Origin of the sequence: Mangrovibacterium diazotrophicum, from assembly GCF_003610535.1 — a bacterium.
GTDB classification, from domain to species: Bacteria; Bacteroidota; Bacteroidia; order Bacteroidales; family Prolixibacteraceae; genus Mangrovibacterium; species Mangrovibacterium diazotrophicum.
The window spans coordinates 361,338-386,809 of record NZ_RAPN01000002.1 but is presented as its reverse complement, the minus strand read 5'-3'; the positions used below and the strand labels follow the sequence as shown (position 1 = coordinate 386,809).

20 protein-coding genes are annotated in these 25,472 nt (G+C 42.9%); 15 read left to right on the top strand and 5 right to left on the bottom strand.

What is annotated here, in order from left to right; genetic code table 11:
- Nucleotides 1-76 precede the first annotated feature (76 nt).
- Nucleotides 77-625, bottom strand: a complete 549-nt coding sequence (locus BC643_RS17750) for a HEAT repeat domain-containing protein (RefSeq protein ID WP_120274610.1) — start codon at nt 623-625, stop codon at nt 77-79.
- A 181-nt stretch (nt 626-806) separates the two neighbouring features.
- Here BC643_RS17750 and BC643_RS17745 point away from each other — a divergent pair, with 181 nt between their 5' ends.
- Nucleotides 807-2,141 (top strand): MATE family efflux transporter, encoded by a 1,335-nt coding sequence (locus BC643_RS17745; protein WP_120274609.1) that lies wholly within the window; start codon nt 807-809, stop codon nt 2,139-2,141.
- A 12-nt stretch (nt 2,142-2,153) separates the two neighbouring features.
- Here BC643_RS17745 and BC643_RS17740 read toward each other — a convergent pair whose 3' ends face one another.
- The 4 genes from BC643_RS17740 to uvrA form a co-directional block, all read right to left on the bottom strand.
- Nucleotides 2,154-3,242, bottom strand: a complete 1,089-nt coding sequence (locus tag BC643_RS17740) for a BamA/TamA family outer membrane protein (protein ID WP_120274608.1) — start codon at nt 3,240-3,242, stop codon at nt 2,154-2,156.
- Between the two features lie 227 nt (nt 3,243-3,469).
- The gene (locus tag BC643_RS17735; protein ID WP_120274607.1) at nt 3,470-3,874 is read right to left on the bottom strand and encodes a DoxX family protein; all 405 of its coding nucleotides are present in this window, start codon (nt 3,872-3,874) and stop codon (nt 3,470-3,472) included.
- Nucleotides 3,875-4,035: 161 nt separating this feature from the next.
- Entirely contained in the window at nt 4,036-5,817 is a 1,782-nt protein-coding gene (locus BC643_RS17730) for a hypothetical protein (protein WP_120274606.1), read from the bottom strand.
- 223 nt (nt 5,818-6,040) lie between these two features.
- Entirely contained in the window at nt 6,041-8,839 is a 2,799-nt protein-coding gene (gene uvrA, locus BC643_RS17725; protein ID WP_120274605.1) for an excinuclease ABC subunit UvrA, read from the bottom strand.
- A gap of 154 nt (nt 8,840-8,993) precedes the next feature.
- On the opposite strand from uvrA, the gene BC643_RS17720 reads away from it, so the two are divergent.
- The 14 genes from BC643_RS17720 to ccsA all read left to right on the top strand — a co-directional run bounded on the left by BC643_RS17720 (nt 8,994) and on the right by ccsA (nt 25,029).
- On the top strand, nt 8,994-9,587 hold the full coding sequence (locus BC643_RS17720) for an RNA polymerase sigma factor (protein ID WP_120274604.1): 594 nt from the start codon (nt 8,994-8,996) through the stop codon (nt 9,585-9,587).
- A gap of 64 nt (nt 9,588-9,651) precedes the next feature.
- Nucleotides 9,652-9,867, top strand: coding sequence for a hypothetical protein (locus BC643_RS17715; protein WP_147377262.1), 216 nt, complete (start codon nt 9,652-9,654; stop codon nt 9,865-9,867).
- A gap of 102 nt (nt 9,868-9,969) precedes the next feature.
- Nucleotides 9,970-10,815 (top strand): SPFH domain-containing protein, encoded by an 846-nt coding sequence (locus BC643_RS17710; RefSeq protein ID WP_120274602.1) that lies wholly within the window; start codon nt 9,970-9,972, stop codon nt 10,813-10,815.
- Between the two features lie 52 nt (nt 10,816-10,867).
- Complete coding sequence (locus BC643_RS17705) at nt 10,868-11,068, top strand: hypothetical protein (RefSeq protein ID WP_120274601.1); 201 nt, start codon at nt 10,868-10,870, stop codon at nt 11,066-11,068.
- Nucleotides 11,069-11,563: 495 nt separating this feature from the next.
- Nucleotides 11,564-12,166, top strand: coding sequence for a Crp/Fnr family transcriptional regulator (locus BC643_RS17695; RefSeq protein ID WP_170154612.1), 603 nt, complete (start codon nt 11,564-11,566; stop codon nt 12,164-12,166).
- A 140-nt stretch (nt 12,167-12,306) separates the two neighbouring features.
- Nucleotides 12,307-13,320, top strand: a complete 1,014-nt coding sequence (locus BC643_RS17690) for a hypothetical protein (protein ID WP_120274598.1) — start codon at nt 12,307-12,309, stop codon at nt 13,318-13,320.
- A gap of 74 nt (nt 13,321-13,394) precedes the next feature.
- Nucleotides 13,395-13,781: a c-type cytochrome gene (locus BC643_RS17685; protein ID WP_120274597.1), complete on the top strand. Its 387-nt coding sequence runs from the start codon at nt 13,395-13,397 to the stop codon at nt 13,779-13,781.
- A 22-nt stretch (nt 13,782-13,803) separates the two neighbouring features.
- Nucleotides 13,804-14,766, top strand: coding sequence for a DUF5777 family beta-barrel protein (locus BC643_RS17680; RefSeq protein WP_147377261.1), 963 nt, complete (start codon nt 13,804-13,806; stop codon nt 14,764-14,766).
- 134 nt (nt 14,767-14,900) lie between these two features.
- Entirely contained in the window at nt 14,901-15,848 is a 948-nt protein-coding gene (locus BC643_RS17675) for a cytochrome c3 family protein (RefSeq protein ID WP_120274595.1), read from the top strand.
- Nucleotides 15,835-16,455: a cytochrome b/b6 domain-containing protein gene (locus BC643_RS17670; RefSeq protein WP_120274594.1), complete on the top strand. Its 621-nt coding sequence runs from the start codon at nt 15,835-15,837 to the stop codon at nt 16,453-16,455. The genes BC643_RS17675 and BC643_RS17670 overlap by 14 nt, the downstream gene beginning before the upstream one ends.
- A 130-nt stretch (nt 16,456-16,585) precedes the next feature.
- Complete coding sequence (locus BC643_RS17665) at nt 16,586-19,411, top strand: cytochrome c3 family protein (RefSeq protein ID WP_120274593.1); 2,826 nt, start codon at nt 16,586-16,588, stop codon at nt 19,409-19,411.
- Between the two features lie 254 nt (nt 19,412-19,665).
- A complete protein-coding gene (locus tag BC643_RS17660; RefSeq protein ID WP_120274592.1) occupies nt 19,666-21,168 on the top strand; it encodes a cytochrome c3 family protein in 1,503 nt (500 codons plus the stop codon).
- A 146-nt stretch (nt 21,169-21,314) separates the two neighbouring features.
- On the top strand, nt 21,315-21,806 hold the full coding sequence (locus tag BC643_RS17655; RefSeq protein ID WP_120274591.1) for a cytochrome c family protein: 492 nt from the start codon (nt 21,315-21,317) through the stop codon (nt 21,804-21,806).
- Between the two features lie 121 nt (nt 21,807-21,927).
- Nucleotides 21,928-25,029, top strand: coding sequence for a cytochrome c biogenesis protein CcsA (gene ccsA / locus BC643_RS17650; protein ID WP_120274590.1), 3,102 nt, complete (start codon nt 21,928-21,930; stop codon nt 25,027-25,029).
- Nucleotides 25,030-25,472 lie beyond the last annotated feature (443 nt).

The following is a 25,472-nucleotide window of genomic DNA, read 5'->3' as shown; positions in this document are numbered from 1 at the left end:
GCTTATAGTTAAAGTCGTGCCTAAATTTAACTGATATTGGATTAATTCCTAGTCTTTTGTGCGAATTTTGATCAATTTAAAAGCTTTGCGGCTCTATTCCGGCCTCCAGTAATGGCAGGAATTCCAACACTTCTTCCAGCATTTGACGGTTCTCTTCTGACACCTGAGTAAGGGCATTTTTGATTTTCGTGCTTTCCTGTTCGCAGGTAGCCGCAGAAATTTTGCCGGTCATATTGGTGATCACGGTGTGCGCCTCGAACGCAATCATAAATTCGTGCTGAATCATCAAGTCGATGAACAGCGACAAATGTTCGCTGTAGTCCATCCCGTTTTCCCAACAGGCCGAAACCAAGTATTGCAGCTCTTTGGTGTACGCTTTGTTTTTAATTGCCTCAATAATCAGAGGAATTGCATCGCTGTGTTTCAATTCAGCAAGAAGGCGGGCAATCCGTCTTTTAATTTCATCATTCGACGTAGAGTGAAGCAGCTCGAACAGGAAAGGCAGATAGGCCGAGTTGCCTGATTCGCTCAATTGATTGATCGTTTCGTTTACCAGCTCCGCGTTGGATGATTGCAGGTTGGTGATTGTATCTTGATTGATTTTTGCTGAATCCTCTTTTGTCATGAATGCTGTTTCTAATTTCTATTCTCCTGCAAATTTAGAATAAGAACTTTAAAATCGGGTTTTATTAGTGCGAATGTTTACTTTTGCGGCGACACTTTAAATTCAACCAAGCCCAAAGTCTCAGGTCACCAGTGCTCTGCAGCCGGCCGTTTGAGACTAATTACCTTACTTTCTGAAGCAGATGGAAAAAACCAGGGAACTTGCCGAAACTAACGTCGGAAAACTAATGCTGAAATATTTTATCCCGGCATTTATTGGTGTTTTCGTGAATGCTTTGTACAACATCGTCGACCGAATTTTCATAGGGCAAGGGGTTGGAGCAACCGCTCTTAGTGGTGTCTCGGTCATCTTTCCGGTCATGTTGGTGATGATCGCGTTCGGGATGCTGATCGGAATTGGAGCCAGTGTTTTGGTCTCAATTAACATGGGGCGAAAGGACATGCCGAAAGCCGAGCGGGTGCTGGGAAATAGTTTCGTTCTCATGCTCGTCGCATCGCTGCTTATCACTCTGATTGGTTTTTTGATCAAAGGACCCATGCTAAAAATGTTTGGCGCAACGCCCGAGACAATGGGCTACGCCAACGATTACCTTGATATTATTTTAGTCGGCGTTATTTTCCAGGTGGTTGGTTTTTCATTGAATAATGTTATTCGCTCGGAGGGAAACGCGCGGATCGCCATGTATTCGATGCTGATTAGTGCAGGAACCAACATTGTGCTCGACCCGATTTTCATTTTCGGTCTGGGAATGGGCGTGAAAGGTGCTGCTTACGCCACCGTAATATCAATGATGGTGCTAGCCGTTTGGGTGTTGTTGCACTTCAGGAGCAATCGTTCTGTCGTGAAAATAAAGCCACAGTATTTTAAAATAGAGCCCGAAATCATCAAGGAGATTCTTGTGATTGGGATGGCTCCATTCTTTATGCAGATTGCCAACTCCGTAGTCCAGGGACTGATCAATACAAAACTGATTCAGTTTGGCGGCGATATGGCGGTTGGTGCAATGGGAATTGTCAACTCGGTCGCGACGTTGATCATCATGTCAGTGGTTGCCATCAACATGTCAACCCAGCCGATTATCGGGTTTAACTATGGTGCCAAACAGAATGACCGGGTGAAAGAGGCTTTGCGTCTGGCAATTATTTCATCATCGGTTATTTCAATTCTCGCGTTTATCGGGGTGCAGGTTTTCCCCGATTCCATCGTTCGTTTTTTTAACGCCGAAGATCCGGGATTACTCATTATCGGGCAAATGGGCTTGAGGCTCGGTTTGTTGGCATTACCGATTGTCGGATTTCAGGTTGTTGCAGGTAATTTCTTCCAATCAATCGGCAAAGCCAAAATAGCAACCTTGCTGACCTTGCTGAGGCAGGTGATTGTATTGATTCCTTTATTATTTGTATTACCCGGCTTTTTCGAATTGAATGGGATCTGGGTATCGATGCCAATCTCGGACGCCGTTTCGGCATTGATTGTGATTTTCTTTTTACGACGTGAGTGGGCTCGATTGAAGTAGCGGCCACAATTTTTAGAAAGCTTCACCAATGCGGAAGTAGACTCCCCAATCTTCCTTACCCACAGCAGCATCCAGCCCGACATTGAATTTTACCGCTTTAAACGCGCGATAACGATAACCGATTCCACCGCCGGGGTAAAGTTTTTTGTTGAAGCTGTCATTGTCCGAGCCGTAAATCGTTGCTAACCCGAAGAACCCCACCAATCCCATTTTGTCTTTGAAATTGTAACGGTATTCACCTTGTAGCGCAACCAGCCCGTCGCCTCGATATTTTCCTTCGGAGTACCCGCGAATATCTTTGTTGCCAATGGTGACTTGTTGTTCAAAAGCAATGTCCCCCAAGCCGAATTGTCCAGAAAAACGGGTCGCCAACACATCAGTATTTTCACGCATCGGGAAGTAGCGGTTGTATTCGATCGAGATTTTGTTTGCAGACAGGTCATTCCCGAACCATTCCGGAAAAGAATTCCATTTCAGTTTTGCATTGGTCCCAATTGTCGGGTAGTAAACGGCATCCCGGGAATCATATAGGAGGCTGTATTCCAATCCATTTTTCTTGGTCGTCGACGGAGGTTGAACATTATCTTCGTAGGTTGTTTTGTGATGAGCATAACTGTAGGCGAGTCCTCCGTATAAGCCCGTTGTGATTTTTCGCTGAATCCCGAAGATTAAAAAAGTTGTTTTCGTGCCGTAGTCGTAAAATCCCGGCACGTCGGTGTCTTCCATGAAGAATTGAGAATAGTGGTCGCCCGTGATGGCAAAAAACTTTGCCCGCCATTTATCTTCCGCAAAATACCATTTGTTGAACAGTGCGATAAAATAAGAACCGTTGGTGGTATAAATAGCCGAAAGTCCGGAAAGTGATTTGGGTGAAATGGTATCGCCTGGAACAGGTTTGTACATGGCCATCGGGATTACGCCGAGCATCAGCTTGAGGTTGCGGTTGTAGCTCAGGTAAGGCATCACAGAGAAATCGACATTCTTTTTTGCTTTGAGTTTGGCTTCGGCAATACTGTCGGTTTTTTGTTTTTTGTCTTGGTTCTGGGCGTTGGTTGTGGCTGCGCAAAGCACCATTAGTAGAATTAGCAGGTGTTTTCTCATAGAGGTTCATTTGAATTTGCGGCTAAACGTATTGAAGGCGGAAAACAATAAATCAGCTGCGTTTGAGTGAAAAATCGAACTCGCAAGCATGTTCAACATGCCTAAACAAGTTACGAGCATACCCTTTAAAATACAAGAGAAAGCACCTTGTTTTAATGATTGGTTAAAAAAGAAAAGCAGCTCCGTCGTCGGAACTGCTTTTATCATTATTAACGATCAATCAGTAATTAATCCCAAGTGTTGGTAGATGAAGCCGCATATTTCCCGGCACCGGTGAAAAACAGGGCGATAGCTCCCAGGAAATACAGACCAATTAGTTCCAATGCCCAACCTCCTTGCTCACTCATGGTGAAGAATTGAGCGGCGTGAACCATTAAGACTGCCACGACCATGTTGAAGGCGTAAATAAGTGCAGCAATCCGGGTTCTGAATCCAACCAGAATGGCAAGCGGAGCCAAAACTTCGCCAACAATTACACCATAGGCGATAAATCCGGGCAGGCCTTTTGCTTCAAGCATTCCCTGGATAAAACCTAAACCTCCTGACAATTTGCTGATTCCGTGGAATAACATTAGTAAACCAACACCAATTCGCACAATAAGGAGTCCTAAATCTACATTCTTTGTTTTCATAGCTTTTAAAATATGGGGTGTGAATTAAATTAATAAGATAATGAAACGCTTGGCCTGTCCGAAAGTTCAATGTTTTTATGTCTTCGTGACACATGGTTTTGTTGCAATAAAAAAGCAGGCCGTTATGAGACCTGCTTTTCAATGTATTCAGAAAGGCTTTATTAAATATGGAAAGCCTCAATTTTTTGGCTAATGTTTTCCAATTCGGCAATTACTCCTTGCTTCATTTCCTGCAGCTTGGAGTCGTACTTGGCAAAAAGATCCTTGTAGTATACAATGCCATCCTGCATATTTTTGCGGAATGTACGGTAGTATGAAGCTTGCTTTTCATCTTTGGCGTGGCGCAATTCTTCAACCCGTTTTTCAAGGTAGTCAACGTACATGCTCAATTCTTTCATAAACAGGTTCGGACGTTTAACGCCTTCCAGCAGATTGAATTTGCCGTAAATGTGATCGACCATTTCTTTCAAACTGGCAATTTTATTAAAGTACGCCAGGTTTGGTCCTGGACAGATACTTACGCCTTGGCGCGGACTGTCCGGTGTGATTTCGTTGGCCAGGTAAGTTGAATTACTCAGACCTTCACACAAACATTCTTTCTCAGCCAGTTTGTCGATTTGCCATTGTTTGCAGTCGTCACTCAAATCTGTTTTCTGAATTTCTTCAATTTTTAAGGTTTGATAGCGACGAGAAGCTGTACAAATTGGTTGATCAGTAAATTCGGTGTTGAAAACCAGGTAGCGTTTTGTACATGGAAAACCGACTTTCCCGTCTTTGCGAGTATGCTCAATAGCCTTTTGCTGACTGCTGTGGCGTACATTATTAAAATGAACACCAAGTGGTGAGGCATCGCTTAGGTAGAAGTCATCTTCACCCGAATTGCGTAACAGTTCCAGACTGTACTTGTCGATATGGCAAGCCTCGGGAACCAGCATAAACGGGCTACCCCAGCCAATGCTGTCGAGTTTATACTCGTCGAGTAAGAAGTTGTGCTCCTCGCTGGAACCTACGCCGCCCTGAGCCGTAATTTTCATTTCAGGGATAGCTTCCAACTTGTTTTTGCCTTTTTCTTCAAGTCCTTTTTGGAAAACGTCGAAAACAGCTTTTTCAAGTTCTTCGCGTTTTTCACGGAATTCATCCAAAATAGGTCCCAGCAGGTAGCCTTGAGTGGCGAACGCGTGTCCGCCGCAGTTTAAGCCTGATTCGATTCGGTACTCCGATACCCAGATTCCTTTTTTCGCCAAAAAGCGACCTTGGATCAGCGCAGAACGATAATCGCTTACCTTCAGCGTAACCTTCTTTTTGAACTGACCTTCAGCATTCGGGTAAAAATCATCGAAATTTTCGATGTAGCTGTACAAGCGGGGATTCATCCCGGCAGACAATACCAGCGACGAGCAAAGCGTGCTGTTGGCAAAGCCGCGCAGCGCCGCATGTGCATCGTTAAACTCCGTTGGCAGTGCCTCGCCGTTAGCGTAGTTGACCTTATCGAGTTTCGTCATAATGTTGACGTCGATATCGCCTTTTGTCAGATTTTTGCGCAACCAGTTTTTAACGTCGGGCAAACTACTACTCTGGATCATTTGGTTAAACCGTTCTTTAATGCTTTTGGCATCCGGTAACAGTTCGAAATATTTTTCCAGTTCGCTGCTTTTTTGTTGGAAATTGTTGACCATTTCCTCGTATTTCTCAGAAACCAGTTTGTCAACCAAATTCAGATAAGCAGTGACACGTTTTGCCCGAAAGTCTTCTACTTTAGTCGAAATTTCTTTAAAAGGAAGGTCGAACTTTTTACTGTAGAATTCCCGCATTTTTTCCATCAGGAAGTCGTCGACGATAGAAACCACTGAAGAGATGCCCAGATGTGCAACTTTCACCGGCGTGTCGACGGTATATCCCAGCCCCATGACCGGAATATGAAAAGAGTGTGCTTTCAAATTCATTTATTTCATATTTAGAACCAAGCGGATCTCGTCGATGAAATCATCGCTTTTCGTTCTATTCCTAATCAACTCAATTGGTCGCAAAGATACAGGATTTTAGAGTAATGCCTATTTGAATGAGTCTAAATTGAACGGGTATTGACAAGTTTCAACTTTCAATAAGTTACCGCTAAAATCCTTTTACTTACAATTCGATTTTAATTGGCTCTACGGAAGTCCACCTTTATAGTTTTTCTTTCAGTGCCTGACCGGTGAACGAGTTCTCGGTTTTAACCAAATCTTCAGGTGTTCCCTCGAAGACAATTTGCCCCCCGTTTTTTCCTCCCTCAGGTCCCAAATCAATAATCCAGTCTGCCGATTTGATGACGTCGAGGTTGTGCTCGATAATAATGATGCTGTGTCCGCGCGAGATCAGTGCATTGAACGACACCAGCAAAATGTTGATATCGTGGAAATGCAAACCGGTTGTGGGCTCATCAAAAATGAAGAGGGTAGGGCTGTCCTTTTCTTTCGCCAGGAATGCTGCCAGTTTCACACGCTGGCTTTCACCACCCGATAAGGTTGAGGAACTTTGTCCTAACTTGACGTATCCTAAACCAACGTCCTGCAATGGCTGAAGTTTGTGGGCAATCTTCTTCTCGGTGGAGCTTTTGCCCGCACCAAAGAACTCGATGGCATCGTTCACCGTCATCTCCAGAACGTCGAAAATGTTTTTGCCGCGATATTCGACCTCCAAAATATCGTCCTTGAAACGCTTGCCATTACAGCTTTCACACACCAGGTGCACGTCGGCCATAAACTGCATTTCTACATTAATTTCTCCTTCTCCCTGGCATTCCTCGCAGCGGCCGCCATCAACATTGAATGAAAAATGCGCCGGTTTGAAGCCTTGGTATTTCGAAGCGGGCAGCTCGGAATAAAGTTTACGAATTTCGTCGTAGGCCTTCAGGTAGGTAACCGGGTTCGAGCGCGACGATTTCCCAATTGGGTTTTGATCGACGAACTCGATTCCGGTCAGGCGCTTGAAATCACCTTTTATTGCATCGTGCTGCCCGGTTTTCTCGGTGTAGGTGCCAAATATTTTGGCAACACCTGGATAGAGGATTTTGCTGACCAAGGTTGATTTGCCGGAACCGCTGACTCCAGTTACGGCAGTAATGGTGTTCAACGGGAATTTGACCGAAACATTTTTCAGGTTGTTTTCCCGAGCACCCAGCACTTCAATAAAGTTGTTCCACTTCCGGCGGATTTTCGGGATTTCAATATTTTTTCGTCCGGTCAGGTAGTCGGCGGTCAAACTTTTGTCTGCTTTAAGAAGAGCTTCATGGTCGCCCTGAAAAACCAACTCGCCACCGTGTGTCCCCGCTTTGGGGCCAATATCAATAATTTGGTCGGCTGCACGGATTATCTCTTCGTCGTGCTCGACAACCAAAACGGTATTGCCAATTTTTTGCAATTTCCGCAGAACGTCAATTAGTCGCTCGGTGTCTTTTGGGTGAAGGCCGATGCTGGGTTCATCCAATATATAAATAGAACCAACCAGGCTTGAACCAAGTGATGTTGCCAGGTTAATTCGCTGCGACTCGCCACCGGACAGGGTAGACGACAATCGGTTTAAAGTAAGATAACCTAACCCAACATCGCAAAGGAAATTCAGTCGGCTGGTAATCTCGATCAAAATGCGGCGGGCAATTTGCTGCTCATGTTCTGTTAATTCCAGTTTCCTGAAAAAATCCCGCAGTTCGTTTACAGGTAGAAGAACCAGATCCTGAATCGGCGTTCCGCTTACTTTTACATAGCCAGCGCTTTTCTTCAAACGTGTGCCGTGGCATTCGGGACAAGTTGTTTTTCCGCGATATCGAGCCAACATAACACGATACTGGATTTTGTAAGTGTTACTTTCGAGCATTTTGAAAAAGGCACTAATGCCTTCGAAATGTTCGTTGCCCGTCCACAGTAAATTCTTCTGTTCCTGCGAAAGTTCGTAATAAGGCTTGTGAATGGGGAAGTCAAATTTCGACGCCGAGTGGATCAGTTCCTCTTTATAGGCTTTCATAGTTTCACCTTTCCAGCAAGCCACCGCATCCTGGTAGACAGAAAGCGCTTTGTTGGGAATAACCAGGTCTTCATCAATCCCGATTACTTTTCCATAGCCTTCGCAAGCGGGGCAGGCGCCAACCGGGTTGTTAAAGCTGAACATGTGCTCGGTGGGTTCGTCGAACTCAATGCCGTCGGCTTCAAACAAATTTGAAAAGTGTTCCTCTTTAACTCCGTCTTCCGCATAAACCTTAACAATACATTCGCCGTGTCCTTCATAAAAGGCGGTTTGGGTTGAATCGGCCATTCGGCTAATGTTGTCTTCGTCGCGACTGGCTGTCATCCGGTCGACCACCAGATTACAGTTGCCCTCACATAGCGAATTGGTGTCTTTCTGCAGTAGTTCGTCGATGCGTTCGATGCCGTTGTTGGTTTCAATGCGCGAGAAACCTTGTTGCAAAAGGAGCTCTGCTTCCTCTGCAATGGATCGACCATTTTTTGGACGTAGTGGAGCGCAAATTAACAGGCGGGTTTCTTCTGTCTGCGAACTGATGAAATCGACCACATCGCCAACTTGGTGTCTTTTTACTTCAGATCCCGAGACCGGAGAGATTGTTTTTCCGATTCGGGCGTATAGTAATTTCAAGTAATCATAAATTTCAGTCGAGGTTCCGACGGTCGAGCGCGGATTTCGCGAGTTGACCTTTTGTTCAATAGCAATTGCAGGCGGAATACCCTTGATAAAGTCAACTTCGGGCTTGTTTATGCGCCCTAAAAACTGCCTTGCGTACGACGATAAACTCTCAACATACCTTCTTTGCCCTTCGGCATATAAAGTATCAAACGCCAAAGATGACTTACCGGAACCCGATAGTCCAGTTATCACGAGAAATTTATTCCTCGGAATTTGGAGCTCAATATTCTTCAAATTATGGACTCGAGCGCCTTTTATGTGGATATTTTGTTCTTTTTTGATAAATGTCATCCTAAATCTTTAATTTTATTTACAAAAAATTTGCTTTTTTAACGGAAATCCAAGAATTTTACAGAGCGCAAATTTAAGAAATAGTTTTACTCACCTTTTAAACTGGTTGCCTATTGATAGGATTTTACTTTGTATTAATTTAAAATAGAAAGTAATGTTCAGCACTACTGTAGAGAACGACAATATGCTCGTTCTAAACTTCATTGCGGGTGACCAATCTGCCATTGAAACTTTAATTCAGCGTCATAAGAATCGTGTTTACACGTACATCTTTTTGATAGTAAAAAACCAAGCGTTAGCTGAAGATATCTTCCAGGATACCTTCATTAAAGTGATCCGCTCGTTAAAAACAGGTAAATATACCGAAAACGGTAAGTTTATCTCGTGGGTACTGCGAATTTCGCACAACCTGATTATCGACCACTTTAGGAAAGAACGCTTGTTGAATACGGTTTCAAACGAGGATTCAGATTTCGATCTATTCAATTCTTCTAAATTCTCAGATGAGAATATTGAAGAGAAGTTGGTATTTGAGCAAATCACGTCAGACATTCGTCGTTTGATTGATGAGCTTCCGGACGATCAGCGCCAGGTAATTATTATGCGCCACTATTTGGGCTTGAGCTTTAAAGAAATTGCCGAACGTACCGATGTTAGCATCAATACCGCATTGGGCCGTATGCGTTACGCCCTGATTAATTTGAGAAAGATCATCGAAAAGAACAACCTTCTTTTAACAAAAATTTAGATTCGACAGGACAATAATGCTCTTTCAAAAGCGTTAAATTGATGTAACAAAATCATTAATGCTTATGGATAGAACATTTACCTTGTTTGAACTCTTATCAATGTCTGAAGAGGATTTTTCTAGTTCTGTAGGTGATGACGGTAATGCTGAACAGTACTTTTCACCGGTAGACATTCTTGAACCTCAAGAATCGAGTTTGGCAGCTATCAGAAGTTTTGCAAAGGCTTATGATACAATGCAGGTCGATTCGATCGGGCTTGTGGAACTCATGTTGAATTAATTTTTAAGACATTTTTATACTGTAGAGCATCTTGAAAAAGATGCTTTTTTATTTTAATTTAGTGATATCAAAATGATATTAATATGAATTAAATCTATAGTCATGGAAAAGTCTTACTCTGCAATTTCTGGTTATGTTTTGGTTGTCGTTGAATTTATTCTTGCCGTGTTAATCATTTTTGGTTTTACACGCGGAATGGTTCTTCCTGGCGTGTTGATGATAATTGTGTTTTTATTTCTGGCGCCCGGTTTTATGATCGTGAATCCAAATGAGAGTGCCGTTTTGGTTCTGTTTGGTAGTTACAAGGGGACGATTCGGAAGAACGGTTTCTTTTGGGCGAATCCTTTCCTTACGAAGAAGAAAATTTCGTTGCGGGCTCGCAACCTGGACAGCGAACCGATTAAGGTGAATGATAAAATCGGTAACCCGGTTATGATTGGCGTCGTTTTGGTTTGGCGCGTACAGGAAACCTTCAAAGCGGCTTTCGACGTCAATGACTATGAACACTTCGTTACAATTCAGACAGAGGCTGCCATTCGTAAATTAGCTGGCTTGTATCCCTATGATAATTTCGAGGATGAAGATGCTGAAATTACTTTGCGCAGCGGAGGTGAAGAAGTTAATGAAGAACTGGAGCGGGAAGTTACAGATCGATTGAAGATTGCCGGAATTGAGGTGATTGAAGCGCGGATCAACTATTTGGCTTATGCCCAGGAAATTGCGCAGGCAATGTTGAAAAGGCAGCAAGCTACTGCAATTGTAGCAGCGCGGTTTAAGATTGTTGAAGGAGCTGTGAGTATGGTTGAAATGGCCTTGCAAGAACTTCGGAAGAAGGAAATCATAGAGCTGGATGAAGAGAAAAAGGCAACAATGGTTAGTAACCTGATGGTTGTTCTGTGCGGAGATAAAGAAGCTACGCCGATTGTGAATACCGGGAGTATCTATTAATGAGGCGGCCACTGCTGGGGAAGTGAATTGAGATAAGTGTAGGAAAAGAATTATGGCAGGAAAGAAATCATTCGTATTGCGCATTGATCCGAGAGACTATGCCGCGCTGGAAAAGTGGGCGGCTGATGAATTTCGGAGCGTAAACGGGCAGCTGGAATGGATATTAAACAAAGCCTTGAAAGAGGCAGGGCGAAAGCGTGCTTCCAGCGATTCGGGAGACTCGACGAGCGATGTTTCTGATACCGATGAATAGCCAGCACAATCGGCTTCTATATATGCAAACCGGTAACCCGGATCTTTGCTTTGGTAATTTTATAGTTAAGACAATTAATCTTTCTAAGTATAATTTTTGAAACAGTCAGGGCGCGTTTGTCGGGAACTTTTGCCGGTATGTTGGGAGAAATCGCGGTTTCTTTCGGCAAACTTGCATTCTTTCGGGTTGTGTTATAAAGCATGAAACGCTAAGGGTGTTTTGCTAAATAGTTATGTTTCAGCGACGATTATATTATTAACTTAAACAGCAGAAACAAGGATAGGAGAATAAGGCGAATTTTCTCATAAATTCTTATACTTTTAGTATGTATTTATGCAAAAATGTAGTTTAATACATAATTGAAGTTAGCCCATGTTTGATGATTCACATAAGAAAGATTGTATTACCTGTAGAAAGAATTGCTGCGTCAATTGTTTTCCCGAAAACGAGGCAGTCATCTTCAAGAGTCTTTCTGCTGATGAATTGGAATACCTCATGCAGTGTAAGCAAAACATTGTCTTTAATCCGGGTGAAACAATCATTAAGCAAAAAACCTCGACCACCCATTTCGTTTGTCTTCGGGAGGGAATGGCGAAGATGGTTGCCGAGAGTTCCCGTGGCAAAAACGTAATTCTTCGAATACTGGCTAATCACAGTTTGATTACTGCAGGAGGCGTTGTTAGCGACGATGTAAGGCATTTCACAGTAACGGCCATTACGCGGGTCGAATGTTGTTTTATCGATTCGGATCGGCTTCATCACCTATTGGAACGAAACAGCCGATTTGCCTACGAACTACTGAAATACAATAACCACCAAAATATTCAAATGCTCGAAAGCCTGGTCGGACTCACGCAGAAGTACATGCCCGGACGAGTAGCGGATACCTTACTTTACCTCAAGAATCAAATTTACCAAAGCAACCCGTTTAATTGCAACCTCAATAAACAGGAATTGGCCGAAATGTCAGGGATGACAAAAGAGAGCTTCATTCGTAGTTTGAAAGAATTGGAGATTTCCGGAATTGTGCGCCATAACCGCCGTGAGATCGAGATTCTTAAAGAGGATGATCTTCTTTTTATCAGCAAAAACGGTTAGTTGACATATATCAACTTTTACTCGTTCTTATATCACCCGTCCTCATAGTAGCGGAAATATTTTCAATTATACCTTTAAGCTTTATAATCTAACCTACGATTATAGACCTGAATTAATTGAAGTGTTAAAAAACTAATACTATGAAGATCAGAACAATTATTCGCTTATTGACAGTTGCAACCCTGTTGCTATTTGTTATCCCTTCTTGTGTGAAAGAGGGCCCTCCGGGAATGGATGGTATCGATGGTACCGATGGCCAGGATGGCTTGGATGGTGAAGATGGCGCTGATGGCACGGCATTTTGTATGGATTGCCACAGTACAACAGTTGTTGAACCAATTGAAACAGCACTGGCATCTTCTCTTCACGTAACCGGTAGCTCTTGGGCACGTGGAACAAGTGGGTCATGCTCTCGTTGTCACTCCAATGAAGGATTTATAACTTTTATTGAAACTGCAGCTGCAGACACAACTACAAGTGCCAACCATTTATCTTGTGATGCTTGTCATACGCATGGCGATATGCCAACTTTCCAGGATGAAGACGGAAATCCAGTATTTATTCGTACAACAGATCCGGTAACATTAATCATCGATCCAACGATGACTATTGATTACGAAAATGCTTCTAACCTTTGCGCGAATTGTCACCAGCCAAGAACTGGGGCTCCAACGCCGGATGATGATGGCAATTTCACAATCACAAGTTCTCACTATGGTCCTCACCACGGCCCGCAAGGAACACTATTGATGGGGATCGGCTTGTACAAGTTTGATGGTTCTGCAACAGTTCCCGGCGTAGGTGCAGCTACACACGCAACAGCTGGTTGTACAGTGTGCCACATGTATGAAGGTGCTCACACATTTGCTGAACCTTATTTGGCAGCGTGTAATCAGTGCCACAGCAGTGCTACTGACTTTGACATCAACGGCAAGCAAACAGAAATTGAAGAGTTGATGACAACTCTTGCAGGTATTCTGGTAACCAATGGTGTTCTCGGTGAGGATGGTCACGTGATTACAGGAACTTATCCGGTGAATGTCGCTCGTGGATTTTATAACTATATAGCTGTAGAAGAGGATAAGAGTATGGGAGCACACAACCCAGCTTATGTGATTGCGATCCTTGAAAATACAATCGAAGCTCTTCAATAACTAAAAATAATTTTAAGAAAAAAGCTTCTTGAAAAAGAGAAGCTTTTTTTTAAACAATACCTAAGCTATAAGTTATGAGTATGAAAAAATGTAAAGTATATCTTTTAATTGCATTACTTGGCTTAGCATTCAGCGCGTGTGTTTATGATTTTGAGGCTGTTGAAGTGATCGAGGAGATTCCGGATACACAGGTAATTAGCTTCAGCGAAACGATTATACCCATTTTTGAAAGTAAATGTACCAGTTGTCACAAGGTAGGCGGGATCAAACCTGTTCCTGATTTGACAGCGGCTAATGCGTATAATAGTATCAATTCTTCGACATATATTAACGCGACCACCCCGGAAAACAGCTTGATCTACACCAAGCCAAGCCCGGATGGAAGTCACAGTGCAAAGTATACACGACAAGAAGCTGCGTTTGTTCTCGCATGGATCAATCAGGGAGCTCAGGATAATTAGTAATCATCGAAAGAACTAACCTATGAAAAGAATATTATTAATTATTATATCGTGCCTGTTGGTTAATGTTAACCTGTGGGCACAGGATGAGGTCAAAGAAAAAGATACTCCCGTTGGTCCTGCCTTTGATAATGGAACACTTATCGATGCACAAACCTCTTTTATCCCTGATGCAAAGACACTTGAATTTATAATTCAACATAAATTCGGCGCTATTGAAAAAGAAAGTAATAAGACTCCACTTTCTGACATGTTTGGTCTTTATCAATCCGCCAACGTTCGCCTGGCATTAAATTATGTGCCAATTAAGAGCTTACAGATTGGGTTTGGGTTGACTAAGCAGAGTCCCGTAAACCGGATGGTGAGCGATTTTAATGCGAAGTGGACGATCCTGGAGCAAACCGAGAATAACACAGTCCCGGTGTTTGTAACAGTCTTTGGAAATGTAGGTATTGACGGTAGTCCGAAAGATGATTTTGGACAGCTGAATAACTACGAGAACCCAACCGATACGTTCACAATGGGATTTGGCGACCGGTTTTCTTATTTCAGCCAGCTGATCATTGGTCGTAAATTTTCGGAAAGCATTTCTCTTCAGGGAGGTATTAGCTTTTCGCATGCCAACTACGTTAAAGCCTGGCACGATCACGACCGCATTGCATTGCATTTGAGTGGTCGGTTGAAATTCTCGGGTCAGTCGTCGTTTATCTTCAACTTCGACGCTCCTCTGAAAATCGACAAAATCTCGGAGCAAAGCTCTGATTGGTCAGATGCCAATCCACCTCACCCGGATTGGGCTGGACCATACAATCCAAAACCGTCTTTAAAGTTCGGTGTTGAGATTTCTACCTTCACCCACGCATTCCAAATTTATGTTGGAAACGCAGGTGCAATTCTTCCGCAAATGGACGTGATGAACAACATGAACAAACCATTCGAAGGTTTGGCCTTTGGTTTCACGATAACCCGCTTATGGATGTATTAACAGCATAAAAGAAGTATATAGAATGGTAATATCTAGTTTTAGATATTACCATTTTTAGCTGAAAGTCAATTGTAGAGGAAAACAGAGACAAAAAGAAATTAGGCCAAGAAGCCAATTAACTAAAAATTGAATCGATGAGGATTTTGTTGCTTATAATTCTGGTTATGTCCCTTGGATCGCTGACGCAAGTGAAGGCTCAGTATTACGACGATCCGAAGGAGCATCAATGTTTGAAATGTCACTCCAATACTTCGTATTCATTTCACAATGAATTGATGGATCGGGAAGAAAAGAGGATGATGAATCCTTATTATGTGCTGGATACCGTGGCCATGCGGACTGGTGTTCACCAGGTTTTCGATTGTACGGATTGTCACTCGTTCGAATATTCAACCTACCCGCACCAGGCAAATTTAAAGCTGGAGCCAATGGCCAGCTGTTTGGATTGCCATGGGGGCGACGAGGCTTTTGCTTCGTACCAGTTTGAGCGGATCGATGAAGAAGTTCAGAAGAGTGTTCACTACCAGGCATATGGCGAAAGTTTCAGCTGTTCAAAATGCCACGATCAGCATACCTACCGGCCAATTGCTCGTAATGCCGACAACGTGAAAGAAATCGTAAAGTACAGCAACGACATGTGTTTGACCTGTCATGCAAATATGCAGCGCTACGAAATGGTTGCCGGTCGCGAGAAACCCGAGTTGGTTCAGGTACATAGTTGGCTGCCCAACCAGGAATTACATTTCCAGAATGTTCGTTGTATTGAGTGTCATACACAGGTTACCGATAGTTTGATGGTATCTCATGACATACTTCCGAAGTCGCAGGCAACAAGAAGCTGTCAGGAATGTCACTCGGGTAACTCGAAATTGAAAGCATCATTGTATAAATATGAAAACTTGCAGAACCGCGGTGGAGGTGCGTTTGGGAATATTATTTCCAATGACTCATACATCATCGGAACGCATCAGGTACCACTACTGCAGAAGTTGAGCTATCTGATTTTAGCGCTTGTTTTTGTAGTGGTTTTCATCCATCTAACGTTCAGAATTTTAAAGGGGAAATCAAATGACAGCAAATAAAATATATTACTATCCGGTCTGGTTGCGTATTTGGCATGGAATCAATGCCATTGGCATATTGCTTCTGATTCTTACCGGTATTAGCATGAATGCAGGAGTCGATTCAAAATTCTTGATTTCATTCGATAAAGCAATCGATATTCACAATGTCGCCGGTATTGTGGTAACTATAAACTACCTGGTTTATTTCATTCTGAATATGGCTACGCCGAATGGTAAGTTTTACATTGTGAAGCCAAAGTCATTCTTAAAGCGCCCGATGAAACAGGCTTACTACTATGCCTGGGGGATGTTTCACGGAATGAAAGCGCCATATCCATTGTCGGAGAAAAGAAAATTCAACCCGCTGCAGAAATACACTTACATCATCGTAATGTACGCGGTAATGCCCTGCGTGATTATTTCAGGCTTCGGACTTTTGTTCCCGGAGATCATTATTGAAAAAGTATACAATGTGAGCGGTATTTTCCTAACAGCAGTTTTCCATTCAGCTCTGGGATTTTTCATTTCTATTTTCCTGATTATCCACTTGTATATTGCCTCGATTGGTAAATCGCCGCTGGATAATTTTAAGAGTATTGTAACGGGCTGGCATCACACTTCATGATTGTTGAGAAAGTCTAGAAAGATGCATTTAGTGTGAACATTATAAGAAAGATAAAGGCAATTGAAATAGATGAATTAAAAACAAAATAGCGCAAGATTGAGGAGCAGGTGATTAAAAACTTCACCAAATAATGGGAGCACGAAATTTAACAATTGGAACGCGACCGGCAGAAAGTAACAGCGGAATAAGTCGAATATTCCGGGTGTTACTTTTTGTGTTTATGGCGGTCACTACTTCTGGAGTTTTTGCCCAAACAAACGACGACTGTCTCCTATGTCACGACGATCCCGGATTGTACTCAACCGTTCCGGGAAAGAGGGTGTCTCTTTACATTAAACCCAATGCGCTGGTCGGCTCGGTTCACGAAGAGATTGATTGTGCCTCTTGCCATCAAGATGCAGCAGTTGAGGAATTCCCTCATCCTGAGAAGCTCCAACCGGTCGATTGCGGAATGTGCCACGATGAAGAGATGACCGAGTTTTTGAAAGGAGTTCACGGAAGGGCGTACGAGGGGAAGGACAGGAATGCTCCATCGTGCAAAGATTGCCATGGCGCACACCAGGTATTGAGGGCCACGAATGAGCGTTCGCAGACCTATAAGATGAATATTCCCGTGTTGTGCGGAAGATGTCACCAGGAGGGGGCTCCGGTTTCAAATAATTACAATATCTCGGAACACAATATCGTCGAAAATTACAGTCAGGGTATTCACGGTAAAGGGCTTTTTAAAAGTGGACTGACTGTTACTGCCACTTGTAACAATTGCCACGGCAATCACCTCATTCTGCCGCACACTGATCTGCGCTCGAGTACGTCGCCGCGAAATATCGCACGTACTTGTATGCAGTGCCATGCCCGAATTGAAGATGTTCATATCAAGGTGATCAATAAAGAATTATGGGAGAAAAAGCCGGGAGCCATTCCCGCTTGCACCGATTGCCATCCGCCTCACAAAGTTGAGTTGAAAAATATTCTGGAGACGATTTCTGACCAGAGCTGTTTGGTTTGTCACGCAAAAGAAGACATACACAAAATAATGGCTGGCGACACCATTTCACTGCATGTGGAGGTTGCGCAGTTGGCAAAGTCGTCGCACAACAACATTACCTGTGTGAAGTGCCACTCCGACGTTACGGCAAATTTAAAGCGACCTTGCGAAACGGCCGGGAAAGTTGATTGTTCGAATTGCCATGCTGAAGAAGCCGATGTTTATTTTTCGAGCGGACACGGGCAGGCTTATTTCAACAAACACGAAAACGCACCCTATTGTACCGACTGTCACGGAACGCATCTGGTGAAACTCGTATCCGACGAAACAGCTTCGGTTTTCCGGTCTTCGATACCAAAGCTTTGTGGTTCCTGTCACCGGAAAAATGGTCGGGCGCTGCAGGAAACAGAGCTGAAGGAGCAGGACGCACTGGCGGATTATTCGACAAGTGTTCACGGGAAGAGCCTGGCCGAAAAAGGGCTGTTGTCGGTTGCAGTGTGTATTGATTGCCACACAACACACTCTGAGTTGAAAGAATCAGATCCGCGTTCATCCATCTATCCGGCTAACCTGGCAGCAACTTGCGGACGGTGCCACAAAGGAATTTACGACGAATACCGGGTTAGCGACCACGCTTACCAGGAAAGTAAAGGAAAACTGGAATTTCCGACCTGTGAAACCTGTCACACAGCGCATCATATTTCCGAAGTACACCAGGATAAGTTTATGACCGAGATAACGGCACAGTGCGGTAAATGCCATAAAGAGCTGGCCGAGACTTATCTGGATACTTATCACGGTAAGGCTTACCAACTCGGCTACCTGGATGCTGCGCGATGCTCTGACTGTCATGGAGCGCACAACATCCTTCGGATGGATAATCCGAACTCGACAATCGGCCCTCGAAATATTGTACGTACCTGCAGGAAATGTCATGATGATGCCAACATGAAGTTTACCGGCTATCTGACGCACGCAACGCACTATGATCGGAGTAAATTCCCCTGGCTGTATTACACCTTCTGGGCCATGACGACCTTGCTGCTTAGTGTATTCGCGTTTTTCGGTTTGCACACGTTGTTGTGGTTGCCTCGTTCTGTTGGTGCGATGATTAAAAAGCGGGAGCATCCCAAACAGAACGGAAAGCAGGTTTACGTAACAAGGTTTACGAAGAGTCAACGCATTACCCACATCTTCGTAATCGTAAGCTTTATTCTACTTGCATTGACCGGGATGGTGCTGAAATTCGCTTATATGGAATGGGCGAAGTTCATTGCTCATTTGATTGGGGGAGCTTTTGTTGCCGGGGTGATTCACCGGATGGCGGCGGTTGTCACGTTTGGCTATTTTTCCTATCATGTTGTGTCTCTGTTGAAGGCGAAGCGCAAGCGAGGAATTAAATTTAGCCAATTGGTGTTTGGCCCTAATTCGCTGATGTTTAATCGGCAGGATGTGAGAGACTTTTGGGCTTCGATAAAGTGGTTTACCGGAGTTGGGCCAAAGCCGTCTTATGGCCGCTGGACGTATTGGGAAAAATTTGACTACTTCGCGGTGTTTTGGGGGGTAGTGGTCATCGGATCGACTGGTTTGATGCTTTGGTTCCCCGAATTCTTCACGCAGATATTCCCGGGCTGGCTCATCAATGTTGCGCAAATCATTCACAGTGATGAAGCGTTGCTGGCTGTCGGCTTCATTTTTACCATTCACTTTTTCAATACGCATCTTCGACCGGAGTCTTTTCCGATGGATACCGTAATATTCACGGGCAAGGTGCCGCTGGAGGAATATAAGAAAGATCGGCCTCGCGATTATGAAGAATTAAAAGCATCGGGCAAGCTCGAAGAATTGGCGGTTGAATCTGAGATTCCGCCTCAAAAACTTAAGATAATTAAGCTTTTTGGCTACATCGCACTTTTCGCGGGAATACTAATGGTGATATTAATCACTTATTCACTGATCTTTCACTAAGAAAAGGATGATCGTTTCTTGAGTGTTCACTTGTCGGGTGGAATCTGGTTGATTACTTATGTGGTTGATCGATATTGCTTTGCAGTGAATTTGATGGGTTTAGTTAAGCGATTCTGATTTAAAGATAATGATCATAAATTCGTTATTGTGTCTTGTGTGGAACAATTATAAATAAAGGAGTTAGCTTGAAATATTAGCATATTTTTTACAAAATTGTATAAGACCTGAAGACCATAACTTTGAAATGAAATAATATGAAACTCCCTTCATCAATTAAAAACTGGATTTCGATCACTGGTGCAGTATTGGCGGTTTTCAACCTGGCCTCGATCCTTTCGTTGATGTTGCTCAACTATTTCTTTGGATTCGGTGGTTCGTATATCGGGTTGTTCATTTATATTGTTCTGCCGGTATTTATGTTTGTGGGCTTGTTTATGATTCCGATCGGTATGCGAATCTATCGAAAGAAGGCCCGCAAGGCTGAGGCGGAAGGTAAAAGTCTGAGCTGGCCGATAATCGATTTCAATAATATTGCTGTCCGTAATGCATCCATCATCTTTATTGTAGGGACGGTTTTTCTATTGATCATTTCATCGGTTGGGAGCTACGAAGCTTTCCATTATACCGAGTCGGTTGAATTTTGCGGCAAATTGTGCCACCAGGTGATGGAGCCGGAATACACGACTTATCACGGATCATCGCATGAGCGTGTTGCCTGTGTTGAATGTCACGTTGGCTCGGGAGCCAGTTGGTACGTCAAAAGTAAAATGTCGGGTCTTTACCAGGTTTATTCGGTTTTGGCCAATAAATATCCAACGCCAATTCCAACACCAATCGCAAATTTGAGACCGGCGCAGGAAACCTGCGAAGAGTGTCATTGGCCTGAGAAATTTTATGATCGTAAAATGCGTGTTGAACATTCGTTTTTAGCGGATGACGAAAACACCGAGAATATCATTCAACTTCAAGTTAAAACGAGTTCGAAAGTTACCGGGCACGGATTGGAAAATGGTATTCACCAGCACATTAGTCCGGACGTAAAAATTGAATACAAGACTTCGGATCCTCAAAGACAAGTGATTCCTTGGGTGAAATATACCAATGTTAAAACAGGAGAGTCCCATATTTTCACAGACAGTGATAATCCGGTTACAGCGGAAGAGCTGGACTCGATGGAAACCCGGGTAATGGACTGTTTGGATTGTCATAACCGGCCATCTCATGACTACAAAGTGCCGCAAAACTTTATCGATAAGTCATTGGCAGAAGGTAAAATCTCTAAAACATTGCCGAGTATCAAGTTGCTGGCTATGACTGCCCTGAATCAGGATTATCCAACTAAGGACAGTGCGTTTTTCGCAATTGATGCTCAGGTTAAAGAGTACTATGAAATGACTGATCCTGAATTGTTGGAAAGCCGGAAGTCAGATGTTGCGCAGGCTATTGCTGAAATTCAGAATGATTACGCCAACAACATCTTTCCGGAGATGAAAGCAAGCTGGAAATCGTACCCGAACAATATTGGTCACATGGAAACGGATGGTTGTTTCAGATGCCACAATGATCGTCACGCGACTGAGTCGGGAACCGTGATTTCAAAGGACTGTAACTTATGTCACGATATTCTGGCCCAGGGAACGCCCGATAACATGGTTTATTCTGCTTCCTTCGAATCGCTTGATTTTGTACATCCTGTTGATATTGACGAAGAATGGCGGACGGAGAACTGTTCAACCTGCCATGCCGCACTTTATTAAAGAGGTCCGGTGATGAAAGTTGGCCATTAGCTTTGAGCGTTGGGATTTATGTTATAATTTTAAAATTCTGAAAGCTCTGTTTTCGTGGGGATGGCATGATTTATGAAATATTGAAATTAAAATATTAATCAACTAAAAATGAAGTTATGAACTACAAAAAATTGATGCTTTTATTTGGACTGGTTTTGTTAATCGGTTCGTTTGCTTCAGCACAAAGTTTTAAGTACATCGGTGCTTCCAAGTGTAAGATGTGTCACAATAAACCAACTACTGGCGAGCAGTATAACAAATGGGAAGCCGGCCCTCACGCAAAAGCAATGGAAAGCTTGAAGGGTGCAGAGCGAGAAGATCCAAAATGTTTAAAATGTCACTCAACTGCAGCAAGTGTTGATAAGAGTTTAATCGCTACAATTACCGTAGAAGAAGGAGTGTCTTGCGAGTCTTGCCACGGACCAGGTAGTATCTATAAATCTGCTGGTATTATGAAAAATCAGCAGTTGGCTTTAACAAAAGGTATGATTCTACCAACGGAGGACGTTTGTAAAAAATGTCACAATTCAGAAAGTCCAAACTTCAAAGGATTTAATTACGCGGAGTACAGCAAGAAGATTGCTCACCCGGATCCTTCAAAACAGTAAATTTTAGATTGAAAAACCAAAACTGAAAAATTCCTTTGTTTGCGATCCAAACAAAGGAGTTTTTTTTATTTGCCTGTCCCCAATTAGTATCTCTTAAACTACTTATTTCAAGCTTATTATTATGAAAAAATTATCTGCTGTTTTGTTTTCTATGCTGACTACCTCATGCTTGCTGGTGGTTTTTGCTGTTGCAATAGCATATGCAACTTTTGTGGAGAATGATTACGGAACGCAAACAGCTCAAATCTTGATTTATAGCGCTACCTGGTTCGAAATTTTGCTAGTTCTGACAGGAATCAACCTAATAGGTGGTTTGTTTTATTACAAGGCCTTCAAATTAAAACGGTGGAGTATGGTACTGTTTCACCTGGCATTTCTCATCATTTTACTAGGAGCGGGGATTACCCGTTTTTTCAGTTATGAAGGTATGATGCATATCCGTCAAGGGGAGTCGAGTAACGAGTTGCTGACTACTCAAACATACATTCAGTTGGAAGCTAAGGACAATACCGGAGTGCAGGCATACGAAGATTGGTCAGTGTCGTTGTCTCCCTACACCTATGCAAATTTCGATAAGTCGCTTGAGGTCGGAGGAAAGAAAGTCAATCTGGAGATTTTGGATTTTGTTCCGAATGGGGTACAAACCGTTGTAGCAGACGAGACAGGATCACCAACGATTGAACTACTGGTACTCGATGGAGGAGAACGGAAAAATATTGCGCTGTCGTTGGACGAATCTATTCGATTCAATGACTTCTCGCTATCATTTGAAGGAGCAGATGCTCCACATTTAGTTTTGATTAAGAGAGTTGGACCTGGATTGGTAATTATTCCTTCAGACACCCTTAATGTGATTAAAATGACTGGAGAGCAGACAGCACCCTATCTTCCCGGCAACGAATATCCGCTGACGACACAAAATATGTTCCGTGCAGGCGAAGATATGTTTGTCCTTCGCGGCTACAAGCCTCGGGGCCGGAAAATACTCTCAGAAGGAGATGAGTCAAACAGTGGGCTTGGGGATGCGGTGTTGATGAATGTTACCGTCGGGGATGAGAGTCGCCAGGTTGCTGTTTACGGGCAGAAGGGGCAGGTGAGCCGACCATTGACACAATCCTTAAATGGCGTCGAGTTCCGCATTCAATATGGTGCTAAAATGATTGAATTGCCTTTTTCGATTAAACTTAATGAGTTTCAATTGGAACGTTATCCGGGATCGATGAGTCCATCGTCGTTTGCGAGCGAAGTAACATTGATCGATTCTGACGCTAAGATTGAAAAACCATATCGGATTTATATGAATAACATTCTGGATTACGGCGGCTATCGCTTTTTCCAATCTTCCTATGACACCGATGAAAAGGGGACTGTATTGTCGGTGAGCTTTGACCGTTTGGGAACGATGGTTACTTACTTCGGTTATTTCCTGATGTCTTTCGGAATGGTATTCTCATTTTTCAATAAAAAGAGCCGTTTTCAATTTTTGTTGAGAAGTGCCTCAAGAGTGAAAGAATTGAAAAGAAAGAATTTAGCGGTTTTAGCATTGCTCTTTTGTTTGAGTCCGGCAATTGTAAATGCGCAGGCTTCGAAAATGCAGATCGACAAATCGCACTTGAAGTCTATTAATGAACTACTTGTGCAGGATCGGAAAGGGCGTGTGGAGCCACTGAATACATTGGCTTCGGAACTTCTGCGAAAGTTGACGCGCAAGAATTCCTACGAGGGGCTTTCTGCAACGGAGGTTTTTATGGGGATGACGGTTATGCCGGAAGCGTGGAAAAATGAGCCGATGATAAAGATTTCCAATTCTGACTTAGCATCTAAATTAGGAGTCAAAGGAAATTTTGCCAGTTTCAACCAGCTGGTCGATATGCGACAGGGTGTTTACAAGCTTCGCTCTTTTGTTGACGAAGCCTATCAGAAAAAGCCGAATAACCGGAATAAGTTTGATAAAGAAGTGATTAATGTTGACGAGCGGGTTAACATTTGTTTCCAGGTGTATAACGGAGGATTTTTGAATGTTTTCCCGGATAAAGAAGATGCCAATCAAACCTGGCATACCGAAGATGACTATTTCTCCGGTAAAAGGTCTAATCCAGCACCCGAAGATCTACTTCTCACTAATTACAAAATGAGCCTGCAACAGGCAATGCTATCGGGAGATTACACAACGGCAGATCAAAACCTGGATAAATTAATTCAATTCCAGCATGAGAATGGTTCCGAGTTGATTTTACCAACGGCGAAAGTCAGAATGGAAATCCTCTACAATAACCTGAATATTTTTGGTTGGCTTTCAAAATTGTGTGCTTTGCTGGGAATTGCGCTGCTCATCGTTCATTTATTGCATGTTTTCAACTATAAATTGAATGTACGAGGAGTATTGCTAGTCGGAAATTGGATCGCAGTTGTCTTATTTCTTTTTTATTCAGGTGGCTTGGCAATTCGTTGGTATATTTCAGATCACGCTCCATGGAGTAATTCATACGAAACCCTGCTATACGTTGGTTGGGCAACTTTACTCTCTGGCTTTGTTTTTATTAAAAAATCACAGATAACGTTGTCTGTTACGTTAATTCTGTCGTCTCTCATTTTGATGGTGGCAGGAATGAGTTGGCTTAACCCGGAAATTACCAATTTGGTGCCTGTATTAAAATCATATTGGCTCATTGTGCATGTTGCTGTAATAACAGCAAGCTACGGTTTCTTGGGTATTGGGGCTCTCCTGGGGATGCTGAATTTATTAATCATGATCCTACGAACGAAAAACAACGTTAAGACGACTTCTTTCACAATTTTAGAATTGGCTATTGTCATCGAGTTGTCACTGATTGTTGGCTTGGTTTTGCTGACAATCGGCGCATTTATTGGCGGAGTATGGGCCAACGAATCATGGGGGCGTTACTGGGGCTGGGATCCAAAGGAAACCTGGGCTTTGGTGACAATCTTGGTTTACAGCTTTATTATCCACTTGCGAAAAGTGCCCGGAATGGATAATCATTTTGTGCTAAGCTTGCTGGCTCTGGTTGGTTTTAGCTCTGTTTTAATGACTTTCTTCGGTGTTAACTACTATCTCTCCGGGATGCACTCTTATGGACAGGGAGATCCACCTCCCGTGCCTTCCGGTGTATACTTTTCAATTGTATTGATTATTGTATTAGGAGTTTTAGCCGGACTTTCTGAACGCAAGTTTGAGAACAAGACAGTAAAACTTGAAGATTAGGAATTATGATTGATTTACGTGTAAGTGATTTGGCGACATGGCTTTAGAGAATGTCCCATCTGATTGGCGTGTTTTCGTTGAAGATTACCGTCATTTGAGACTTGGAGAATCTTAAGATTAAAATAATAATGGGATTATTGCCGGCTATTTCTTATAAAAAATGTTATTGTTTTGCTCAATTTTTCATAGCTTTAATAGTTCGTAAGGCTGTGTAAACAAAATGATTAGCCGCTGTCTATTAATAAATATTATGAATTTTTTCAAAAATCTTTCTTCATTTAAGTAAATCAGTAGTTAAAGATTCAGTATTTTTACTTTGTAAAATATGATCTGAATAGCTAGGCGCAACATAATAGAAAGTTCTAGAATAGGATGAAAAGGTGTTTTTGTAATCTATTTGTTGAACATTTCTTATTTTTGTGCCGACAATAATTTAGAAGTTG

What these genes read in the sequence shown, in the direction of transcription:
- BC643_RS17750 (WP_120274610.1), bottom strand. Translation starts at nt 625, where the DNA reads ATGACAAAAGAGGATTCAGCAAAAATCAATCAAGATACAATCACCAAC.
- BC643_RS17745 (WP_120274609.1), top strand. Translation starts at nt 807, where the DNA reads ATGGAAAAAACCAGGGAACTTGCCGAAACTAACGTCGGAAAACTAATG.
- BC643_RS17740 (WP_120274608.1), bottom strand. Translation starts at nt 3,242, where the DNA reads ATGAGAAAACACCTGCTAATTCTACTAATGGTGCTTTGCGCAGCCACA.
- BC643_RS17735 (WP_120274607.1), bottom strand. Translation starts at nt 3,874, where the DNA reads ATGAAAACAAAGAATGTAGATTTAGGACTCCTTATTGTGCGAATTGGT.
- BC643_RS17730 (WP_120274606.1), bottom strand. Translation starts at nt 5,817, where the DNA reads ATGAATTTGAAAGCACACTCTTTTCATATTCCGGTCATGGGGCTGGGA.
- uvrA (WP_120274605.1), bottom strand. Translation starts at nt 8,839, where the DNA reads ATGACATTTATCAAAAAAGAACAAAATATCCACATAAAAGGCGCTCGA.
- BC643_RS17720 (WP_120274604.1), top strand. Translation starts at nt 8,994, where the DNA reads ATGTTCAGCACTACTGTAGAGAACGACAATATGCTCGTTCTAAACTTC.
- BC643_RS17715 (WP_147377262.1), top strand. Translation starts at nt 9,652, where the DNA reads ATGGATAGAACATTTACCTTGTTTGAACTCTTATCAATGTCTGAAGAG.
- BC643_RS17710 (WP_120274602.1), top strand. Translation starts at nt 9,970, where the DNA reads ATGGAAAAGTCTTACTCTGCAATTTCTGGTTATGTTTTGGTTGTCGTT.
- BC643_RS17705 (WP_120274601.1), top strand. Translation starts at nt 10,868, where the DNA reads ATGGCAGGAAAGAAATCATTCGTATTGCGCATTGATCCGAGAGACTAT.
- BC643_RS17695 (WP_170154612.1), top strand. Translation starts at nt 11,564, where the DNA reads ATGCAGTGTAAGCAAAACATTGTCTTTAATCCGGGTGAAACAATCATT.
- BC643_RS17690 (WP_120274598.1), top strand. Translation starts at nt 12,307, where the DNA reads ATGAAGATCAGAACAATTATTCGCTTATTGACAGTTGCAACCCTGTTG.
- BC643_RS17685 (WP_120274597.1), top strand. Translation starts at nt 13,395, where the DNA reads ATGAGTATGAAAAAATGTAAAGTATATCTTTTAATTGCATTACTTGGC.
- BC643_RS17680 (WP_147377261.1), top strand. Translation starts at nt 13,804, where the DNA reads ATGAAAAGAATATTATTAATTATTATATCGTGCCTGTTGGTTAATGTT.
- BC643_RS17675 (WP_120274595.1), top strand. Translation starts at nt 14,901, where the DNA reads ATGAGGATTTTGTTGCTTATAATTCTGGTTATGTCCCTTGGATCGCTG.
- BC643_RS17670 (WP_120274594.1), top strand. Translation starts at nt 15,835, where the DNA reads ATGACAGCAAATAAAATATATTACTATCCGGTCTGGTTGCGTATTTGG.
- BC643_RS17665 (WP_120274593.1), top strand. Translation starts at nt 16,586, where the DNA reads ATGGGAGCACGAAATTTAACAATTGGAACGCGACCGGCAGAAAGTAAC.
- BC643_RS17660 (WP_120274592.1), top strand. Translation starts at nt 19,666, where the DNA reads ATGAAACTCCCTTCATCAATTAAAAACTGGATTTCGATCACTGGTGCA.
- BC643_RS17655 (WP_120274591.1), top strand. Translation starts at nt 21,315, where the DNA reads ATGAACTACAAAAAATTGATGCTTTTATTTGGACTGGTTTTGTTAATC.
- ccsA (WP_120274590.1), top strand. Translation starts at nt 21,928, where the DNA reads ATGAAAAAATTATCTGCTGTTTTGTTTTCTATGCTGACTACCTCATGC.